This is a genomic window from Candidatus Eisenbacteria bacterium, assembly GCA_018831195.1.
GTDB lineage: Bacteria > Eisenbacteria > RBG-16-71-46 > CAIMUX01 > JAHJDP01 > JAHJDP01.
The window spans coordinates 109,597-125,210 of record JAHJDP010000077.1 but is presented as its reverse complement, the minus strand read 5'-3'; the positions used below and the strand labels follow the sequence as shown (position 1 = coordinate 125,210).

The 15,614-nt window shown below is 53.3% G+C and carries 20 protein-coding genes and 1 tRNA gene; all 21 read left to right on the top strand.

Annotated features, from left to right (window positions below; all coding sequences use genetic code 11):
- Window positions 1–57: 57 nt before the first annotated feature.
- The 21 genes from KJ970_13320 (at window position 58) to KJ970_13220 (ending at window position 15,598) form a co-directional block, all read left to right on the top strand.
- On the top strand, window positions 58–417 hold the full coding sequence (locus KJ970_13320; protein ID MBU2691894.1) for a hypothetical protein: 360 nt from the start codon (window positions 58–60) through the stop codon (window positions 415–417).
- A complete protein-coding gene (locus KJ970_13315; GenBank protein MBU2691893.1) occupies window positions 395–1,108 on the top strand; it encodes a hypothetical protein in 714 nt (237 codons plus the stop codon). Before KJ970_13320 ends, KJ970_13315 begins: the two co-directional genes overlap by 23 nt.
- Before the next feature lie 102 nt (window positions 1,109–1,210).
- The gene (locus KJ970_13310) at window positions 1,211–1,354 is read left to right on the top strand and encodes a hypothetical protein (GenBank protein MBU2691892.1); all 144 of its coding nucleotides are present in this window, start codon (window positions 1,211–1,213) and stop codon (window positions 1,352–1,354) included.
- A 24-nt stretch (window positions 1,355–1,378) separates the two neighbouring features.
- Window positions 1,379–1,498, top strand: a tRNA-OTHER gene (locus KJ970_13305).
- A gap of 62 nt (window positions 1,499–1,560) precedes the next feature.
- Entirely contained in the window at window positions 1,561–1,974 is a 414-nt protein-coding gene (locus tag KJ970_13300) for a hypothetical protein (GenBank protein ID MBU2691891.1), read from the top strand.
- A 28-nt stretch (window positions 1,975–2,002) separates the two neighbouring features.
- Complete coding sequence (locus KJ970_13295) at window positions 2,003–2,344, top strand: ASCH domain-containing protein (GenBank protein MBU2691890.1); 342 nt, start codon at window positions 2,003–2,005, stop codon at window positions 2,342–2,344.
- Window positions 2,345–2,355: 11 nt separating this feature from the next.
- A complete protein-coding gene (locus tag KJ970_13290; GenBank protein MBU2691889.1) occupies window positions 2,356–2,799 on the top strand; it encodes a hypothetical protein in 444 nt (147 codons plus the stop codon).
- Window positions 2,796–3,008, top strand: a complete 213-nt coding sequence (locus KJ970_13285) for a hypothetical protein (GenBank protein MBU2691888.1) — start codon at window positions 2,796–2,798, stop codon at window positions 3,006–3,008. The genes KJ970_13290 and KJ970_13285 overlap by 4 nt, the downstream gene beginning before the upstream one ends.
- A complete protein-coding gene (locus KJ970_13280) occupies window positions 3,001–3,375 on the top strand; it encodes a hypothetical protein (protein MBU2691887.1) in 375 nt (124 codons plus the stop codon). The genes KJ970_13285 and KJ970_13280 overlap by 8 nt, the downstream gene beginning before the upstream one ends.
- 3 nt (window positions 3,376–3,378) lie before the next feature.
- Window positions 3,379–3,585 (top strand): hypothetical protein, encoded by a 207-nt coding sequence (locus tag KJ970_13275; protein ID MBU2691886.1) that lies wholly within the window; start codon window positions 3,379–3,381, stop codon window positions 3,583–3,585.
- Window positions 3,586–3,859: 274 nt separating this feature from the next.
- Window positions 3,860–4,837: a hypothetical protein gene (locus KJ970_13270; protein MBU2691885.1), complete on the top strand. Its 978-nt coding sequence runs from the start codon at window positions 3,860–3,862 to the stop codon at window positions 4,835–4,837.
- A 413-nt stretch (window positions 4,838–5,250) separates the two neighbouring features.
- Complete coding sequence (locus KJ970_13265) at window positions 5,251–6,792, top strand: hypothetical protein (protein MBU2691884.1); 1,542 nt, start codon at window positions 5,251–5,253, stop codon at window positions 6,790–6,792.
- A gap of 564 nt (window positions 6,793–7,356) precedes the next feature.
- Window positions 7,357–7,734, top strand: coding sequence for a hypothetical protein (locus KJ970_13260; protein ID MBU2691883.1), 378 nt, complete (start codon window positions 7,357–7,359; stop codon window positions 7,732–7,734).
- Window positions 7,734–7,964 carry a hypothetical protein gene (locus KJ970_13255; protein MBU2691882.1) on the top strand — a complete coding sequence of 77 codons (231 nt, stop codon included), beginning with the start codon at window positions 7,734–7,736 and terminating at the stop codon, window positions 7,962–7,964. The genes KJ970_13260 and KJ970_13255 overlap by 1 nt, the downstream gene beginning before the upstream one ends.
- On the top strand, window positions 7,961–8,737 hold the full coding sequence (locus tag KJ970_13250; protein ID MBU2691881.1) for a phage Gp37/Gp68 family protein: 777 nt from the start codon (window positions 7,961–7,963) through the stop codon (window positions 8,735–8,737). The genes KJ970_13255 and KJ970_13250 overlap by 4 nt, the downstream gene beginning before the upstream one ends.
- A gap of 11 nt (window positions 8,738–8,748) precedes the next feature.
- Window positions 8,749–8,979, top strand: coding sequence for a helix-turn-helix domain-containing protein (locus KJ970_13245; protein MBU2691880.1), 231 nt, complete (start codon window positions 8,749–8,751; stop codon window positions 8,977–8,979).
- 133 nt (window positions 8,980–9,112) lie between these two features.
- Window positions 9,113–9,562: a terminase small subunit gene (locus tag KJ970_13240; protein ID MBU2691879.1), complete on the top strand. Its 450-nt coding sequence runs from the start codon at window positions 9,113–9,115 to the stop codon at window positions 9,560–9,562.
- Between the two features lie 97 nt (window positions 9,563–9,659).
- Window positions 9,660–11,423, top strand: coding sequence for a phage terminase large subunit family protein (locus tag KJ970_13235; GenBank protein ID MBU2691878.1), 1,764 nt, complete (start codon window positions 9,660–9,662; stop codon window positions 11,421–11,423).
- 113 nt (window positions 11,424–11,536) lie between these two features.
- A complete protein-coding gene (locus tag KJ970_13230; GenBank protein ID MBU2691877.1) occupies window positions 11,537–12,103 on the top strand; it encodes a hypothetical protein in 567 nt (188 codons plus the stop codon).
- Window positions 12,100–13,665 (top strand): phage portal protein, encoded by a 1,566-nt coding sequence (locus KJ970_13225; GenBank protein ID MBU2691876.1) that lies wholly within the window; start codon window positions 12,100–12,102, stop codon window positions 13,663–13,665. The genes KJ970_13230 and KJ970_13225 overlap by 4 nt, the downstream gene beginning before the upstream one ends.
- The gene (locus tag KJ970_13220; protein ID MBU2691875.1) at window positions 13,631–15,598 is read left to right on the top strand and encodes a phage major capsid protein; all 1,968 of its coding nucleotides are present in this window, start codon (window positions 13,631–13,633) and stop codon (window positions 15,596–15,598) included. Before KJ970_13225 ends, KJ970_13220 begins: the two co-directional genes overlap by 35 nt.
- Window positions 15,599–15,614: the final 16 nt, after the last annotated feature.

Genomic DNA, 15,614 nt, shown 5'->3' with positions numbered 1-15,614 from the left:
GTACCCCATCGGAGCGGCTCGAGAATCTTGGTTCCCAAATAGACAGGAGATGAACCCATGTCGAACCCAAAGGAAATGAGTTTGGTTTCACTCGCCGCCGGCGCCGCCGGCGAGCTCTTCGATTATGAACTTGCCAATGTATTGGCGAACATCGATGACCCCAATACGAAGGCTGATGCCGTCCGTAAGATCACGCTCGAGATATCCATCAAGCCATCCAAGGACCGGGAGATGGCGGAAATTCTCATCTCATGCAGGCCCAAGCTCCCGGTCTATCAGCCCGCCACGGCAACCATCTTCATGGGCCGGAAGGCCGGGAAAATGTTGGCGTTTATGCGCAATCCCGCACAAATGGACGCCTTTGACTCTCCAACCGTAATTGAGGGAGGTAAGGATGCTGACTCCAGAAGCCATTGAAAAGATTCTCGAGCTCAAAAAAGAGGATGTCATTGAGGTTGATGGACGGTCCTACGCAACCTGCGAGCTCCGTGCTGTGAGAGATCCACAAATCCCTAATCTCTGTTTGCACACGCTGACTGGGTTGGTTGATTACATCAACTCAGGGATGGACAAGGAACACCCTTCTTATTCCACCCGAGTTATCCAGATTGTTTCGCCTGTAGATGTCAAAGTGATCACTCCGCCGGCCGGGCCGTTCCGCGATCGACAAGTCTTCGCGTCTGTTGGTGCAGCCCTGTATTCCGGAAAGGACATGATCGGGAATTTTATCCCGGTCGAGGAGTTCATCATCTGGCTTCAGGGTTCTTTTCTGCGAACTCCAGCCCGCGATGAATTGCTAAAGCTCGTCAGCAACATCAAAGACGAAGCGATCCGGACCTCGAATGATGATGGATTCAGCCAGCAAGTCACGGTGAAGGCTGGAGCGGCGCTGGTTAGGACCGCAGAAATCAAGAATCCATTCAATCTTAAGCCCTACCGGACTTTTAGAGAGATTGATCAGCCGGCCTCTGATTTCGTCTTGCGAGTAAGACCCGGTATTTCCTGTGCGCTCATCTCAACTGATGGAGATCAATGGAAGCTGGACGCGATCCAGGGCATCAGAGACTACCTGAATACGGAGCTCCCCGACGAGACAATCCTGGCTTAATCGCCGGCGCCGGAGAGGCAAAGAGACAAAAAAACAAGAAGGGGCTCCGATTGGCCCTCGTATCGCTGACGGAGCCCCACACAGGTTAAAGAGATGAGTCATATGGATCTTTATCAAATTCGCCGCTGGGCGGCTTGCGCGGCATTGCTCGCCGCCGGCGCCGGGCTTCTGTGGCTGACTTGTGTTGCCGGGATATGGTTTGCGCACGCCATTTCAGATGCCGTGGCATGGGTGCTCGGATTGTGAACAGTAGGGACGGTATCTGGAGGATGGGCTGTGGCCAAATGGCATAGGCGCGGCGAGCCCTCGTACATCATGGGACGCAAGTGACCATGACAAAGGCGAGCAAGCACCCGGACAGTATTGCAGGTTCGAGTCCTGCCAGCCCGTCCCTTACGAGGAGGATAGAATGAAAGAAGAGCGCGGGAATGGCCAAATAGGAGGGCTTCACAATGATCGTGATCTCAAGAAGTTCCGGCTTCGTTTTAACATTCGAGACTCTCGAAAACCTGCAGGTGCATGTCTCGAATCTCAAAGGCTTCCTCGAGAATGCAGAATCAGGACAACTCGGAGGCCAGCCATTCCTCTATTCGGTCGTCCAAATGTCGCCAGTGTCGTGGGCCGAGGAGGAAAGCGCTCTGGATCGTCTGAAGCAGGCAATGCAGACCGGCAGCTTTGAACGCGATCTGCCCACTGTGGCCGAGGATGTCTGCGGCGCTGTTCTCGTCGACATGGATCAGAGCTCGACGCTGATCCGCTGCAATCGAAGGAAAGGGCACGCCGGCAAGCACAAGGCCGAACTCCCAGAGGGAAACGGAATGACAACCTGGACAAATGCGGGTTTGGTCGAGGATTCCGAGGATTGAGGCTAGGAGTCTGTTAATGCCTAGAAACATGAGCTTTTCCATAACCACCAACCAGGTCCGGAATCAGACGAAGACCGTCACACGCCGGCTGGGTTGGTGGAAGTTGAAGCCTGGAGATGTTGTATGTGCCGTTGAAAAGGGCATGGGCCTCAAGAAAGGCGAAAAGGTTAAACACATCTGCCAGCTCAGAATTATTTCCGTCCGCAAGGAACCCCTCTTCCGCGTCACAGATCTTGAGTGTATTAAGGAAGGCTTCCCAAAATTAACACCTGTTGAATTCATGAGGATGTTCAAAGCCAGCCACAGGTGTGAATTTCATACCGTCGTCAACAGGATCGAATTTGAATACGTGTCGTCAACAAGTTCATAGGGAGGTGGAGAATGGATATAGAACCCGGGAAATCCGAGGAGCTGAAGGTTCCGGCGCCGGTTATGGAATGTATAACACCCTGGCAGGGAGTCTTGCTCACCATAAACAGAGGCTTTGATCTGACGGCCGATCTCATCCAGCACATGCGCGAGATGCCCGAGTACATGTATTACAAGATCCAGAATAGAGAACTGTGTCGGGCGCTGAAACAGGACGAGAAGAAGCGGTTCGTGATAAGAGCACAATTCTTTGATGCTCTCAAGGACATGTCTGCGGGGAAAGTTGCTCGTCCCGCAGGGTGGGATGATTCTCAAGGGCTCGCAATCCGCAAGAGCTGTCTATGTCAAACCTCAAATTGCGGCACGGATTGGGAACCCATTACTCACCACACGTTTTGTGGGCTGTTCTCAATTCGCCATTGGGTGACTTTTGACGAGGAAGGCTGGGCAGAATGACTCCAAAAGAGCTTCAGGAACCCCAACTCGAGATCTGCCGGGAAGTTGCCATATCCATAACCGGTGACGTTGTGGCTCACATGGCGAAGCTCATCCTGTCGAAGAAGGACATCCATTCAGGAGATATGGACGAGTTGAGAGATCTCATTCAGGCGCACATCGAAGAGCTCTATCGCCGCCTCTCACAACAGGAGAAACCAGATGTTTAAGAGATTACTCCAATACGTCATCGACAAAAAGGAGAGCGTCTCCGCGCACTTCGCGTGGGGTTTTGGAATCTATTCTGCTGTTCATGTGAGATGCGGATCTTCCGTTTTGGTTGGCATTTTGATGACCATCGGTTTCGGGATTGCCTGGGAAGTGGTGATGGAGATTGTCACCACCGCCTGGTCTCATCGCCAATCCAGACAAGGCCTGCTTGGATTGGCAGCTTATTCGGCCGCGACCCGGATGGGATACAGGGAAAGGATCATCTGTCAGCTGAAGACCCCGACAGTTTGGAAGGCCTCACTGTTGGATGCCCTGACATTCTGGCCGGGTTGGATCGTCGGGTATTTCGTTTGGAGAGGATGCTGAGGAATGGAACACAAAGGGCGTTTTGATATAAGGATTGGTGAGGTCAGTTGGAGCAGTTCTCCAACGGAAATGGACAAGATCGGATGTGACGGTCTGTACATTGAAGATGTGAAACTTCGGCCATTCAGGCAATGGCCTTTTAAAGAACAACTGCGGTTTATCTGGCGAGTCATTCGCCGCATGGTGTTTTGGGGGCTTTTTGACCGATGAAATCTCCATCTCAAATTGTCTATGAGGCTGTTCTCAGGCGAAAGAGGGACGGCCTGAGTCACCCGGATTGGTTTCAAGCGGCTGAGGTTGAGACGCTTGTCCAGAAAGCTGTCTCAGCTGCCCAGAGAGATGCACAAAACTTCGGAGCGGTCATTCTTCCAAAGGCCAAGTCAAAGGTGGCCATGGCAAGGAAAGATCCATAAATGTCTGCTCCATGGATGGTGATCACGCCAGGGATGGCGCCCCTTATAACTTTCAACACGAGGAGAAAGAAATGAAGACGGCAGTCTATATTGGATCCGGAGTGCCCTACGATCGCGCGACGGAGGAGGAGAAGGACCGCATCTCGAAATTCGATCTCGTTCTCGGCAACGTCGTTCGGCCGGATCACTATGCGGAGATGAAGGCTCGCAACCCTGACCAGGTCCGCCTTCAGATCATTAATTTCGATGTCCTGATCCCACTCGAATTCATTCAGTGGCGCAATCCAAACGACCTGGTCTGGGATCTAAATTACCAGCTGAGCTTCAAAGCCGCCTCCAGTCACCCGGAGTGGTTCACCGGCCGGCGGTCGTATGGTGGGCATTATTGGTTGGCGCGGTTTGAAGATCAAAGCTATGTCGACTACCTGATTGATGCGGTTGCCGATCACGCCGATCGCTGGAAGGGTTTTTTCGATGGTTACATGTTGGAGGCGCTCTATACCAATCCCATATGGATGTGGAAGGGTGCCGATCCTTCGCAATTCAGCCCTTCTGATTGGCATAACAATACATGCCGATTCGCCAAGGCCCTCCGCCTGATCGGCGATTCCAGGGATCTTCTCATGGGATGCCAAGCCGGCTCCCAGTACATGCTCGATAAGAATTGGCTCCGGACGCAATGGGATCTCGTGAAGTTTGAGAATCCTCCTCAGCGCGCCGCCGGCGGCCGGTGGAAACAATGGTGGGATTCTGAGGAATGGGGCGGCCCCGGTTGGTATAGGGAAAATCTCGCCGCTCCGGTGCTGTCAAAGCTGTCCCCTGACGATGTGAAACAATCACCCTTGAGTCTCTCTTTCTTCGAGGTGGTGCGCCGGGAGGTTTTTTCCCAGGAGTATTGGGAAACGCTTCTCAGGCAAGCCATGTTCCACGCCAATCGAGTGGGCGCCTGTATCACCTGGGCTTGGGAGCCCGGTCATCCGTTGGCGCATCGCATCATCCCTGACTTTCCGGAGTTGACGTTGACAGCGAGTGCTGATGCCCATGGATAAGCGGCTTTTCAAATTCCCAGCTCATACCCGACCCAAGTGCTGGGTGAGGGATCGAGACGTATGCCAGGGGCCGAATGACGGGTTGCCGGGATGCGCCGGCTGCGACGCGGAAATATTAACCACATCCATTGAGGATTGGCGAGCTCGGATGAGCCGGTGCATCAAAAGGATGAGACTCTGCTACCCCGGGCGGTGGGAGCGTCATCTCAAGGACGTTGAAAAGGTCAATCGCAGAAACGGGAAATCCAAAGCACGGCAGGGGAGAGCAAGGGGGCTTTCATGAGATCTCGCAGGGATGGCGCGGCATCTCATCCCCAATCAGGTGCCATGGGTCGTCTTTGGCACCGTTCGTGTCTCCTGAGGCCTTACAGGCGGTTTCGGCCACACAATCTTCAAAACATGCTGGGGGCGTGATGGGTATTCATCGGAAAATCGAATCGGGGCAATGGCGTTCTAAAAACTTCCGAGCGTTATCAAAGCCGGAACCCAATGCCCAAACTCTGTATCTCTATCTCCAGACGGGTCCGTGTTCATCGGCAACGCCTGGACTTTTCTCGGCTGGCATCGCTTCCATCTGCGAGGATCTGGACTGGCTTGAAACGTTCGGGGAACGTTACCGGGAACGTTTCATGAACGTCTTTGAAGAGTTACAAAACAGTGGAATGGCGATAGCTGATTGGGAGAATCGCGTCATCTTCCTTCCCGACGAGATCGAGCGGGAATGCAATCGGCCGTACAACCCCAACAAGGTCAAGAGTTGGTTCCCGTACATTGATCAAATCCCGGACTGCGACCTGAAGACGTACGCCATCCAACTTATTGCCTCTAAATTGGATACGATGCTGACAAAAAAGGGAGAGCGGTTCAGTGAGGACTTCAGAGCTCGGTATTTGGAGACGTTAGCCATAACGTTGCCGGAAGGTTTCGGGAACGTTCCCGGAACGTTACATGGAACGTTGGCGGAAGGTTCCAGGAACGTTCCTGGAACGCTACAGGGAACGTTGGCGGAACAGGATAGGGATAGGGATAGGGATAAGAATAGGGAAAAGAAACAGGAGGGGGAGTGTGAGGGGGAGGCGGAGATTACCGCTCCGCCCGCCGCGGTGATTTTGAAGCCGGTGCCTCCGAGCGAACCACCGGGGAAAGAAATCCCGAGGGCCGGCGAGACCTGCACTCTTCCGCGAACGGATGGACCGACATGCTCCCGTTCCCAGGAAAACCATCCGGGCCAGGAGAAAGAAAAACCCCCAGGCGGAAATCATTCAGCCCCGGGAGAAAAAACTCCAGGCAGCGAAAGAAACCAGCACTGCGGAAAAAAACCAGATCAAATTCTGTCGGATTCCACATCGCTCGAGGAGCTGGGTGTTTTTTTGCATTGGGTTAAAGCCACAGGCCTGGACCCTGCAGAAACGAAACTAACGCCAAAGCGGAGGACGCTCATCCGGGAGGCGTTGAAGCACTCCACGAAGGAGGAAGTGTTTGAAGCTCTCGAGGGCTGGGGGTTTTCGTCTTGGCACCAGGGAAAGAACCCAGAAGGCCAGGATGGAAAGGGAAAGATCATTGCCCGCTTGTCTTCCATTCTCGGGAGCCGGGATCAGATCGAGTTCCTGATCTCAAAGGCCCGGGAGAACTCCAGGAAGTCCAGGAAGCCGGCGCCCTGCCGGCGGTGCGGGGATCCTCCGGAAAAACCAAGTGGGATGCTGAAGATACCGGTTTTCAGTTCAAACGGCAGCCCGCCTGCATCGGCGATCTGTTTCTGTGATTGTCCGACCGGCCAAAAATTGGCGCGGGGATCAGGGGGCCCGAAATTTAGGGCTCTCTGTTTCGCTGAGATTTGGGAGAGATGGCGCCATGACCTCGGATCAGTGCCGGTTGGGAAGACAGCGACACAGGGGGAGCTGAGGCAGTGGATGGATGAGTTGGCCAAGGAACATCAAAAGCCAAAGGGGGCATGACATGGGCGATGTAAGATTCAGAACCAATCTCCAACCAGGAGAACCCAGGCAACGACCGAAGGGGACATCTCCGCCATCTTCAGATCGGGTGGATGCGCTGCGCGCTGAGTGGAATGTGAAGAGACGAGCGGCTTCTAGGGCTTCACGCGATTCAGAACAACAACTGATCATCTATGCCCTGGAAGCAGCCGCCTTTGTAGCCGGACAATGCGCCACCGGTGATGAAGCGGCTGAGAGGATCCTTCGCTTAAGGCAAGATTGGTGATGATATGATATTTGACCCACGATTTCCGAATAATGACTTTTCATACGATATTAAAAAGCACTTGTCCTATATCGCCCGATCCCTTGCTATACCATATTCTGCACTTGTGAAGGATATGTCTAAATTCGATATCCAGATGGATGAGACCCTTGTCTGTGTCCGATGCGCTTCAACCTGTGTGATCATGTACAAGAATGTCCGTCTTTCGGAAGATGGGCCGAATGGCCCCCTTGTTAATTTAGGGGAATGTAATAGCTGTGGTTATTCATGGGTTGAGATTCCAAAACAGGAGGCTGGGGATGGATGAACGTTTCAATTTTCGATGCGTAGGATGCGGGCGCGAAGAATACATTGGGGCCAGGTTTGACGCCTATGCAATTGAACTCAAAGCTGAAATTAAACGATTGAAGGACTGGGTTGCAGATCTTCAAAATGGAATGTACATTAACTGCGTTTATTGCGGGCATAGATATGGGCCAAACACAGATGTTCCGGCTTCTATGGCAGATGTCCTAAAGGAACATATCGAACAATGCCCAGATCACCCTATGAGTGCACTAAAGAATCGGATTTCAGAATTGGAACAGGAGCGGGACTCTCGTATGAAAGAGCTCAAAGCGATGCTGAATGGGTTCGACGAGAGTTTCATAGTCGGAAGGACGAGAGGTGGAGATTAATGGGACCGATAACACAGAGACAGATCATTGATCTGGCGATGGTGACGCGACATTCAAAGCAGACAATAAAAGCCGTTGCCGAAGAGGCGGCAGAGATCGGCGAGGATAACAAGAAGGACATTCGGAGTATTTTGGACCTGGCTGATATGAGAAATGTACCGCCTCTGATTGTTGTTAGGGATAAGATCAGACTCGCGAAATATGGTCCAAGAGGAAGCGAGAAGCCATGACAAAGATCGAGTGGACAAATGAGACGTGGAACCCGGTGACGGGGTGCACAAAGATCAGCGTGGGCTGTAAGAACTGTTATGCGGAACGGATGGCAAAGAGGCTTGCCGGCCGGTTTGGGTATCCGAGGGATGAGCCGTTCAAGGTGACACTTCATCCGGAGCGGCTGGAAGAACCTCTGCATAGGAGAAAGCCGCGGATGGTTTTCGTCTGTTCGATGGGCGATTTATTTCATGAGGATGTCCCGTGGGAATTTATTGTTGAGGTGTTTCTAATAATGGCGCGTGCATCGCATCATACATATCAGATATTAACCAAACGCCCGGAACGGATGCGCGAGTTTTGCTCCGCCGAGCAATTCAATGCTGGGCCATTCAAGCATCTCTGGCTTGGGGTTACAGCGGAGAATCAGAAGGCTGCCGATGAACGAATCCCGATCCTGCTGGATACTCCTGCCGCTATTCGGTTTGTGAGCTGTGAGCCGTTGCTTGGGACTATGGACCTGCGTCGGTTCTTCCTCGCGCCGAATGGAGTTCCGCCCCACCACGCTGTTGTAAGAGGGCTTCATGGCGAGGGAGGACAAGGCCTGGATTGGGTCATCGCCGGCGGCGAGACAGGTCCCGGTGCACGCCCGATGCACCCAGACTGGGCGCATGATATTTGCAATCAATGCATTGCCGTTGCCATACCATTCTTCTTCAAGAAGATGGGGCAGGGGCTGCTGACGCCGGGGTATCTGCAGATCAGGGAGTGGCCTCAGAGCAGAAGAGGATAAGGAGGACAAGGATGTCAGCTGGGATGTACCTAACGCCAGAGGAAGTTGTTGAGCGATTCCGGGGACGGGTATCGATGAAGACGCTTACCAATTGGAGAGCTGAAGGGAAAGGGCCCACCTGGATCCGCGTCGGCGGCCGCATCCTTTATCCGTCGAGAAGCTTTGTGGAATGGGAAAAGAGTAGGGGATCTGGAAACATCAAGGAAATGGGAATCAAAACAGGGGATCAAATTGCGGGATAATGATGGAGATTCGTGAAAACCTTAAATAATTATCAGCGTAACTCGTTGGGGTCCTTCCTGAAGCCTGTGGAAAGGGCCATGCTGCGGCGCCGTATCTGGCTAGCTCTAAAACCCCCTAGGGGGCAACAACATCATGGACCTCAATAAAGTACAAGTCGCTGAAGTCTTCAAGGTGAATAGAAGTACCGTGGATACGTGGATCCGGCGCGGCTGCCCCGCTAAAAAAGATGGACGCCAGTGGAGTTTTGATGTTGGGTCCGTGGTTGAATGGCTCATTGAGCGGGAGAAAACACCCCATGAATTGGATCTTTCGCGAGAACGGGCTCGCCTCGCCGCCGCGCAAGCGGAGAAAACAGAACTCGAAATCCAGAAAATTAGAGGCGAAACCGTTTCCACGGAGGAGGTGGAACTTGCTGTATCCGTAATGCTTATGAACTTCCGGACCAGGATGCTATCCATCCCCTCTAAATTATCCCTCCGGCTCACGGGCCTCAAAAACACAGCCAAGATTGAGTTGATGCTGAAGGAAGCAGTCGGTGAGGCCCTTGAAGAAATCTCAGAATACAAAGCCTACCCAGATTAACGATCCGGTCATCCTCGAGCTCGTCGAGAGCCTGGCCACAAGGTTGGCCCCACCTCCAGATATCCTTATCAGTGAATGGGCCGATGAATTCCGATTCTTGAGCCCAGAAAGCAGCGCCTCCCCCGGGAAATGGCATACCCCCGCGGCTCCATATCTCAAAGACATCATGGATGCCATCCTGGAGCCAGACATCGAAGAGGTCGTGGTTATGGGCTGCGCTCAGTTCGGGAAGACCGAAGCGATCCTGAACACCATTGGGTACTTCGCAGAAAATGACCCCAGCCCTATGATGCTCGTCCTGCCAACCCTCATCATGGCAGAGGATTTTAGTAAGGATCGGTTGGATCCAATGATCAGGGATACACCTGTTCTCAGCCGCATCTTCGGCCCTGTCAAATCTCGAGATTCAGGCAATACGCTCCTTCGCAAAGTATTCCCCTGCGGGCAGATCACGCTCTCCGGCGCCAATAGTCCATCCTCCCTGGCGAGCCGGCCAAAACGCATCGTTATCGGGGATGAGGTCGATAGATTCCCGGAATCCGTGGGCGATGAAGGAGATCCACTCGGGGTGATGAAGGTCCGAGCTGACGCCTTTCATAATCGGAAATTTCTCTGGACATCGACCCCAACCATCAGGGGGTTCTCGCGCATCGAAAAGCTGTTCAATGAGAGCGATCAAAGACGATTCCATGTCCCCTGCCCGCATTGCGGCGCCTTCCAAACCCTCAAATGGTGCCAGATCAAATACTGGAAAGATTCGGCCGGCCACCCGAAGAAAATCCGGTACATCTGCGAGCATTGTGAGACAGGCATCCGGGAATCCAGGAAACACTGGATGCTTCGAAATGGGAGGTGGGAGAAAGATAATCCATCCTCCCGCAGCGCTGGATTTCATCTCAATGGTCTCTATAGCCCCTGGCTCAAATGGGAGAAAATCATCATCGAGCACCGCTCAGCCGCCAAGAAGCGGGATCGAGAACGGATGAAGGTCTGGACCAATACTCGCCTCGGTGAAACATGGGAAGATTCCGGCGAGACGGTCGATAACAAAACCCTATTCGCCCGCAGAGAGAAATACCGAGCCGAGGTTCCCGCCGGCGCCCTGCTCCTGACTGCCGGCGTCGATACCCATGACAATCGCTTCGAAATGCAGGTTGACGGGTTTGGGGTTGGTGAAGAGCGGTGGACCATCGACTACAGGATCATCTGGGGAGATCCATCGGATCGAGACACGAAGGATGCTCTGGATGATGCCCTATCCCGAACCTACACAAGTGAGAATGGATTCCCCATGCGGATCTCCGCCGCCTTAATAGATGCCCTGGGCCATAGGACTCAGGCTGTCTATGATTTCTGCAAAGGGAAACAGTATCGCACTATCTTCGCGGCGATTGGGAAAGCTGGTGAAGGCCGGCCGATCGTTACCTCCCCGCTGAAGAAGCGCACAGGTAAAAACCGCCGGCCGGTGGAGCTGGTGATTGTTGGCGTGGATGAAGCTAAACTCTTATTGAAATCACGGCTGGAGCTCAAAGAGCATGGCCCCGCCTATTGGCATTTCCCCTTGCTGAAACAATTTAACGAAGAATATTTTAGGCAACTTGCCTCTGAAAAACTCACCACCCAGTACAATCGAGGTTTCCAGAAACGTGTCTGGGTGAAAACCCGCACTCGAAATGAAGCGTGGGATTGTTCCGTGCTCTCACTCGGTGCCCTTTATGTGCTCGATCCCGATTGGGCCCCGATATTGGCGCGCATGGAAAGGAAAAAAGAGAGCCTGAAAAAACCTGCTGGGAGTTTCACTGAACCCCAAATCCGACCCCGCCGGCGTCAAAACTGGCTAAATTCTTGGCGGAACATGTAAACAATCGGGACATTCCGGGATATAGCGGGACATTCCGGGACATAGCGGGACATCTGCTCTAATCGTCTTGTCGTCTTTTCGTAGGGCCTTACGGTCCCTGCGAGGAGGCGAGTATGCCAGCCGATATCAAAACAGTCGAGCCGGATGAGTTCACAATCGGTGACACTGTACAATTTAAAATCCTTTTATCAGATTATCTTCCATCCGATGGATGGACCCTGACATACTATTTTGTTAAAGACGGCGATCAACAATCCATCGCTGGATCAGACAATGGTGACGGCTACCATTTAATCACTCTTGATGTTACCGCAAGCGGGGCGTTCACGGCTGGATTGTATCGATGGAAAGCCTGTGCCTCGAAGAGGTCTGAGCGATATACCCTTCGCACCGGTAGAATAGAGGCTAAACCAGACTACGCCCTAGCCACCGAAGGCCTCGATGATCTGGAGCACGTCAAGAAAGTTCTGGATGCCCTCGAAGCAACCATCCTCGGAAAAGCCAGCGTCGATCAGCTGGGTTACAGCATCGAAGGGCGATCACTAGACAGGATCCCACCAGAAGATTTGCTTCGCTGGCGGGATCTATATCGTGCTGAATACAACTCCCTTCTGCAATCGGAACGAACCACCAAGGGCCTTGGGCATTCTGGAAGATTTCTTGTGAGGTTCGTTGAATGAAAGCCCTGGGCTTTAATATCGGGTACTCCAACAGAACCCTGTCCGTCTCCAGGCCCGGCGCGCCCCCGCAAAATTCAAGTGAGCGCCGCCCTCGAGGCGGCGCCGGCGCGATGCGGTTGTACGATGGCGCGAAAACGGATCGCCTGGCTACAGGTTGGACGACGCGCCCCTTAACCATCGATGAAGTCGTGAGAATGAGCCTGCGGACCCTTCGCGCACGATCACGGGATGCCGGTGATAAAAACGATTATCAAAAGAAATTCAAGAGCTTGGCGCGATCGAATATCATTGGGCCGCAAGGGATCGGTCTGCAGGCCAGAGCGAAATGGAATAATAAAACGCCGGACATTGATGCCAATGATGCGATTGAGGATGGCTTTAGAAAATGGGGGGAGCCTGGATATTGCGATGTGACCGGGACACTCTCCTGGAAAGTACAACAGAATCTTGTCATTAACACCGTCGTGGAAGACGGTGAGGCCCTGATGATTGAGCATCGCGGCGCCAACGCTGGACCTTATGGATATGCTCTTCAGCATCTCGATCCTGAATTACTTGACGTGAACTATGATCGGGAAGACCTACCGAACGGGAATTACATTCGGATGGGGATTGAGTTTACTCAATTAGGCCGCCCCGTCGCCTACCATCTCATCGACGCAAAATCATCGGACTATTCCTATTCATATTCGAGCCGAAAGTATCGTCCTATTTCCGCCGAGAAAATCATCCATCTCTTTATCGTGGAGCGTGTCGGGCAGAAGCGCGGGCTTCCTTGGAATGCCACATCAATTTTTCACATGAAAATGCTGGATGGATATGACGATGCAGCCTTGGTCAATGCCAGATTCGGCGCCTCACAGATGGGGTTTATCACATCCGAGCATGGACAGCACAAAGGCGACGGTGAAGATGGGCTTGGAAATACCGTCATAGAAGTTGAGCCGGGTGTTTTCCGCCATCTCAATCCCGGCGAGAAAGTAGAAAAATGGGATCCAGAATATCCCAATGGTGAATATGACGGTTTCGAAGCAGCTCAACTTCGCCGCATAGCTGCCGGCCTCGGGGTTTCTTATACATCTTTGAGCGGGAATCTCAAAGATGTGAACTTCTCCTCCATAAGAGCCGGCCTCCTTGAGGAACGCAGTGTCTGGCAAGCCCTCCAGCAATGGATGATCGAATATTTCCACCAACGGGTTTATCGCAATTGGCTCCAGATGGCTTTGTTGAATAGAAAACTATGGGCCGCCGGGGCTCCTTTGAGCCCAGAACGCGAAATGAAATACCGGGAAGTTGTCTGGATGCCGCGGGGCTGGAAATGGGTGGATCCCAAAAAAGAGATGGAAGCCAATGAAAAGGCGATTAATGAAAACGTTAAAACGGCGAGCGCGGTGATTCGCGAAGAAGGCAACGACCCCGATGAGGTCTTCCGGGAGAGAGCCTGGGAACTCAATCGAATGAAGGAACTCGGAATAACGCCCGCCAAAAAGCCAAAAGCCTCGGGAAACCAAAAAGAGGACAAAGACGATGACGACGAAACAGATGACAAAGATGACGAATAGGAAAGTAGAGCAAAAAGGTCTATTTTTCCGCACCGCCGAAATCGACCGCGATTCGATCGACATTGAAAATCGGACTGTGGAACTGGTGTTCAGTACCGAGACGCCGGTGGATCGCTGGTGGGGGATTGAGATTCTTGATCACAATCCGAAATCCGTTCGGATGGAACGAATGAAAAAAGGCTGCGCCGTTCTTGTCAATCACATGGTTACGGAACATGTCGGTGTCGTCGATAGAGCATCGATCGATGCAGACAAGAAGGGTCGGGCCCGTGCGCGTTTCGGCAATAGCGTTAAAGCCAAAGAGGCATTCGATGATGTTGTCAATGATGTTCGAAAATTTTGGAGCATTTATTACCGATTGCATGACGCAATTCTTGAGCGCAAAGGAAAAGACGGGGCCCTCGGTACCTATAGGGTCATCGATTGGGAACCCTATGAACTTTCCCTTGCCTCAATCCCAGCGGATATAAATGCCGAAACCGGTCGAGAGGCCGACAAGTCGTTTACTTTCACAATTAGAGAGGATAGCGATATGACCAAACCAGAAGTGGGACAAGAAGAAGAGGCCAGGAGCGTACAAGACCCTCCTGAGAACAGACATCCGGAGATCTCCGTCCGGGCCCGGGAGGAGATCGAAAGCGCGGCGCGGTCCTCTGAGCAGAAGAGGGCCCGCCAGATCCTGACCTTTGGTGAAATGTTCAAGCTGCCGGACCTGGCTCGGACCTTCATCAACAATGGGAAGAGCGTCGACGACTTTTGCGAAGCCGCAAGAGTCGAGGTCAGTAAGCGGGAGGACAGTCCGATCAGGGAGGTTAATACCCCTCCCACCATCGGGATGTCGGATAAGGAAATCGACACCTACCGGATGATGAAGGCCATCCGGGCGTGCGCCGAACCGCAAAGCAAGAAACTGCAGGATGAAGCCGCCTTCGAGTTCGAGGTAAGCGAGGCCGCGGCTAAGGTCGCCGGCCGATCAGCAAAAAGCTTCTTCGTGCCCATGGACATCCTCAATCGCTGGTCGCGCTCACCCCAACAGCGTGACCTGTCCGTTGGATCGGACCCTGGTGGAGGTTATACGGTCGCAACACAGCTCCTGACCGGGGAGTTCATTGAGCTCCTCAGCAATAAGACCGTTGTCTTCCAACTCGCGCGGCTTCTGCCGGGTTTGGTTGGGGATGTTGCTATCCCCAAACAGACCGGCGGCGCCACCTGCTATTGGGTTGGCGAGCAGACAGCACCCACCGAAAGCGATCAGGCCTTTGGCCAGCTGGCCATGAGACCCAAGTCCGTCGTCGCTCGGACCGATCTCAAGCGGACGTTCATCATGCAGACCTCGCTGGGCGCGGAGCTCTTTGTTCGTGACGACCTCACGGACCGCATGGCCGCGACGGCGGATCTCGCCTGCTTCCAAGGGACCGGCGGCGTACAGCCGCTCGGAATCCTCAACACAACGGGCATCGGTCTCGTCCCGATCGACACCAACGGTGGAGCTCCCACCTGGCCGAAGGTTGTCAGCCTGATCAAAGAAATTGCCGTCGATAACGCTCTTCGCGGAAGCCTCAACTATGTCACGAACCCTCAGGTTATGGCGAAGTTGATGACCACGGAGAAGTTTTCCGGTACCGGGCGGGAGGTCTGGCAGGATCCGCTTCCGGGGAGTAAAGCCGATGGGCGCATAGGAGCGTATCCGGCCTATGCAACCAACCAGGTCACCTCCTCTCTAACAAAGGGATCTGGGACCGATCTGAGCGCCATCCTCTTCGGCAACTGGAAGGATGTTGTCGTTGGCACCTGGGGCGTCCTGGATGTTCTGGTCAATCCCTTCAACCCGGGTGGCGGTGTTATCCGGATTGAGGCGTACTTCGATATGGATCTCATTCTCCGCCACGCTCAGTCGATGGCTGTCATTCTCGACGCCATCACCACGATGTAGGTGGAGGTGGTCAGAA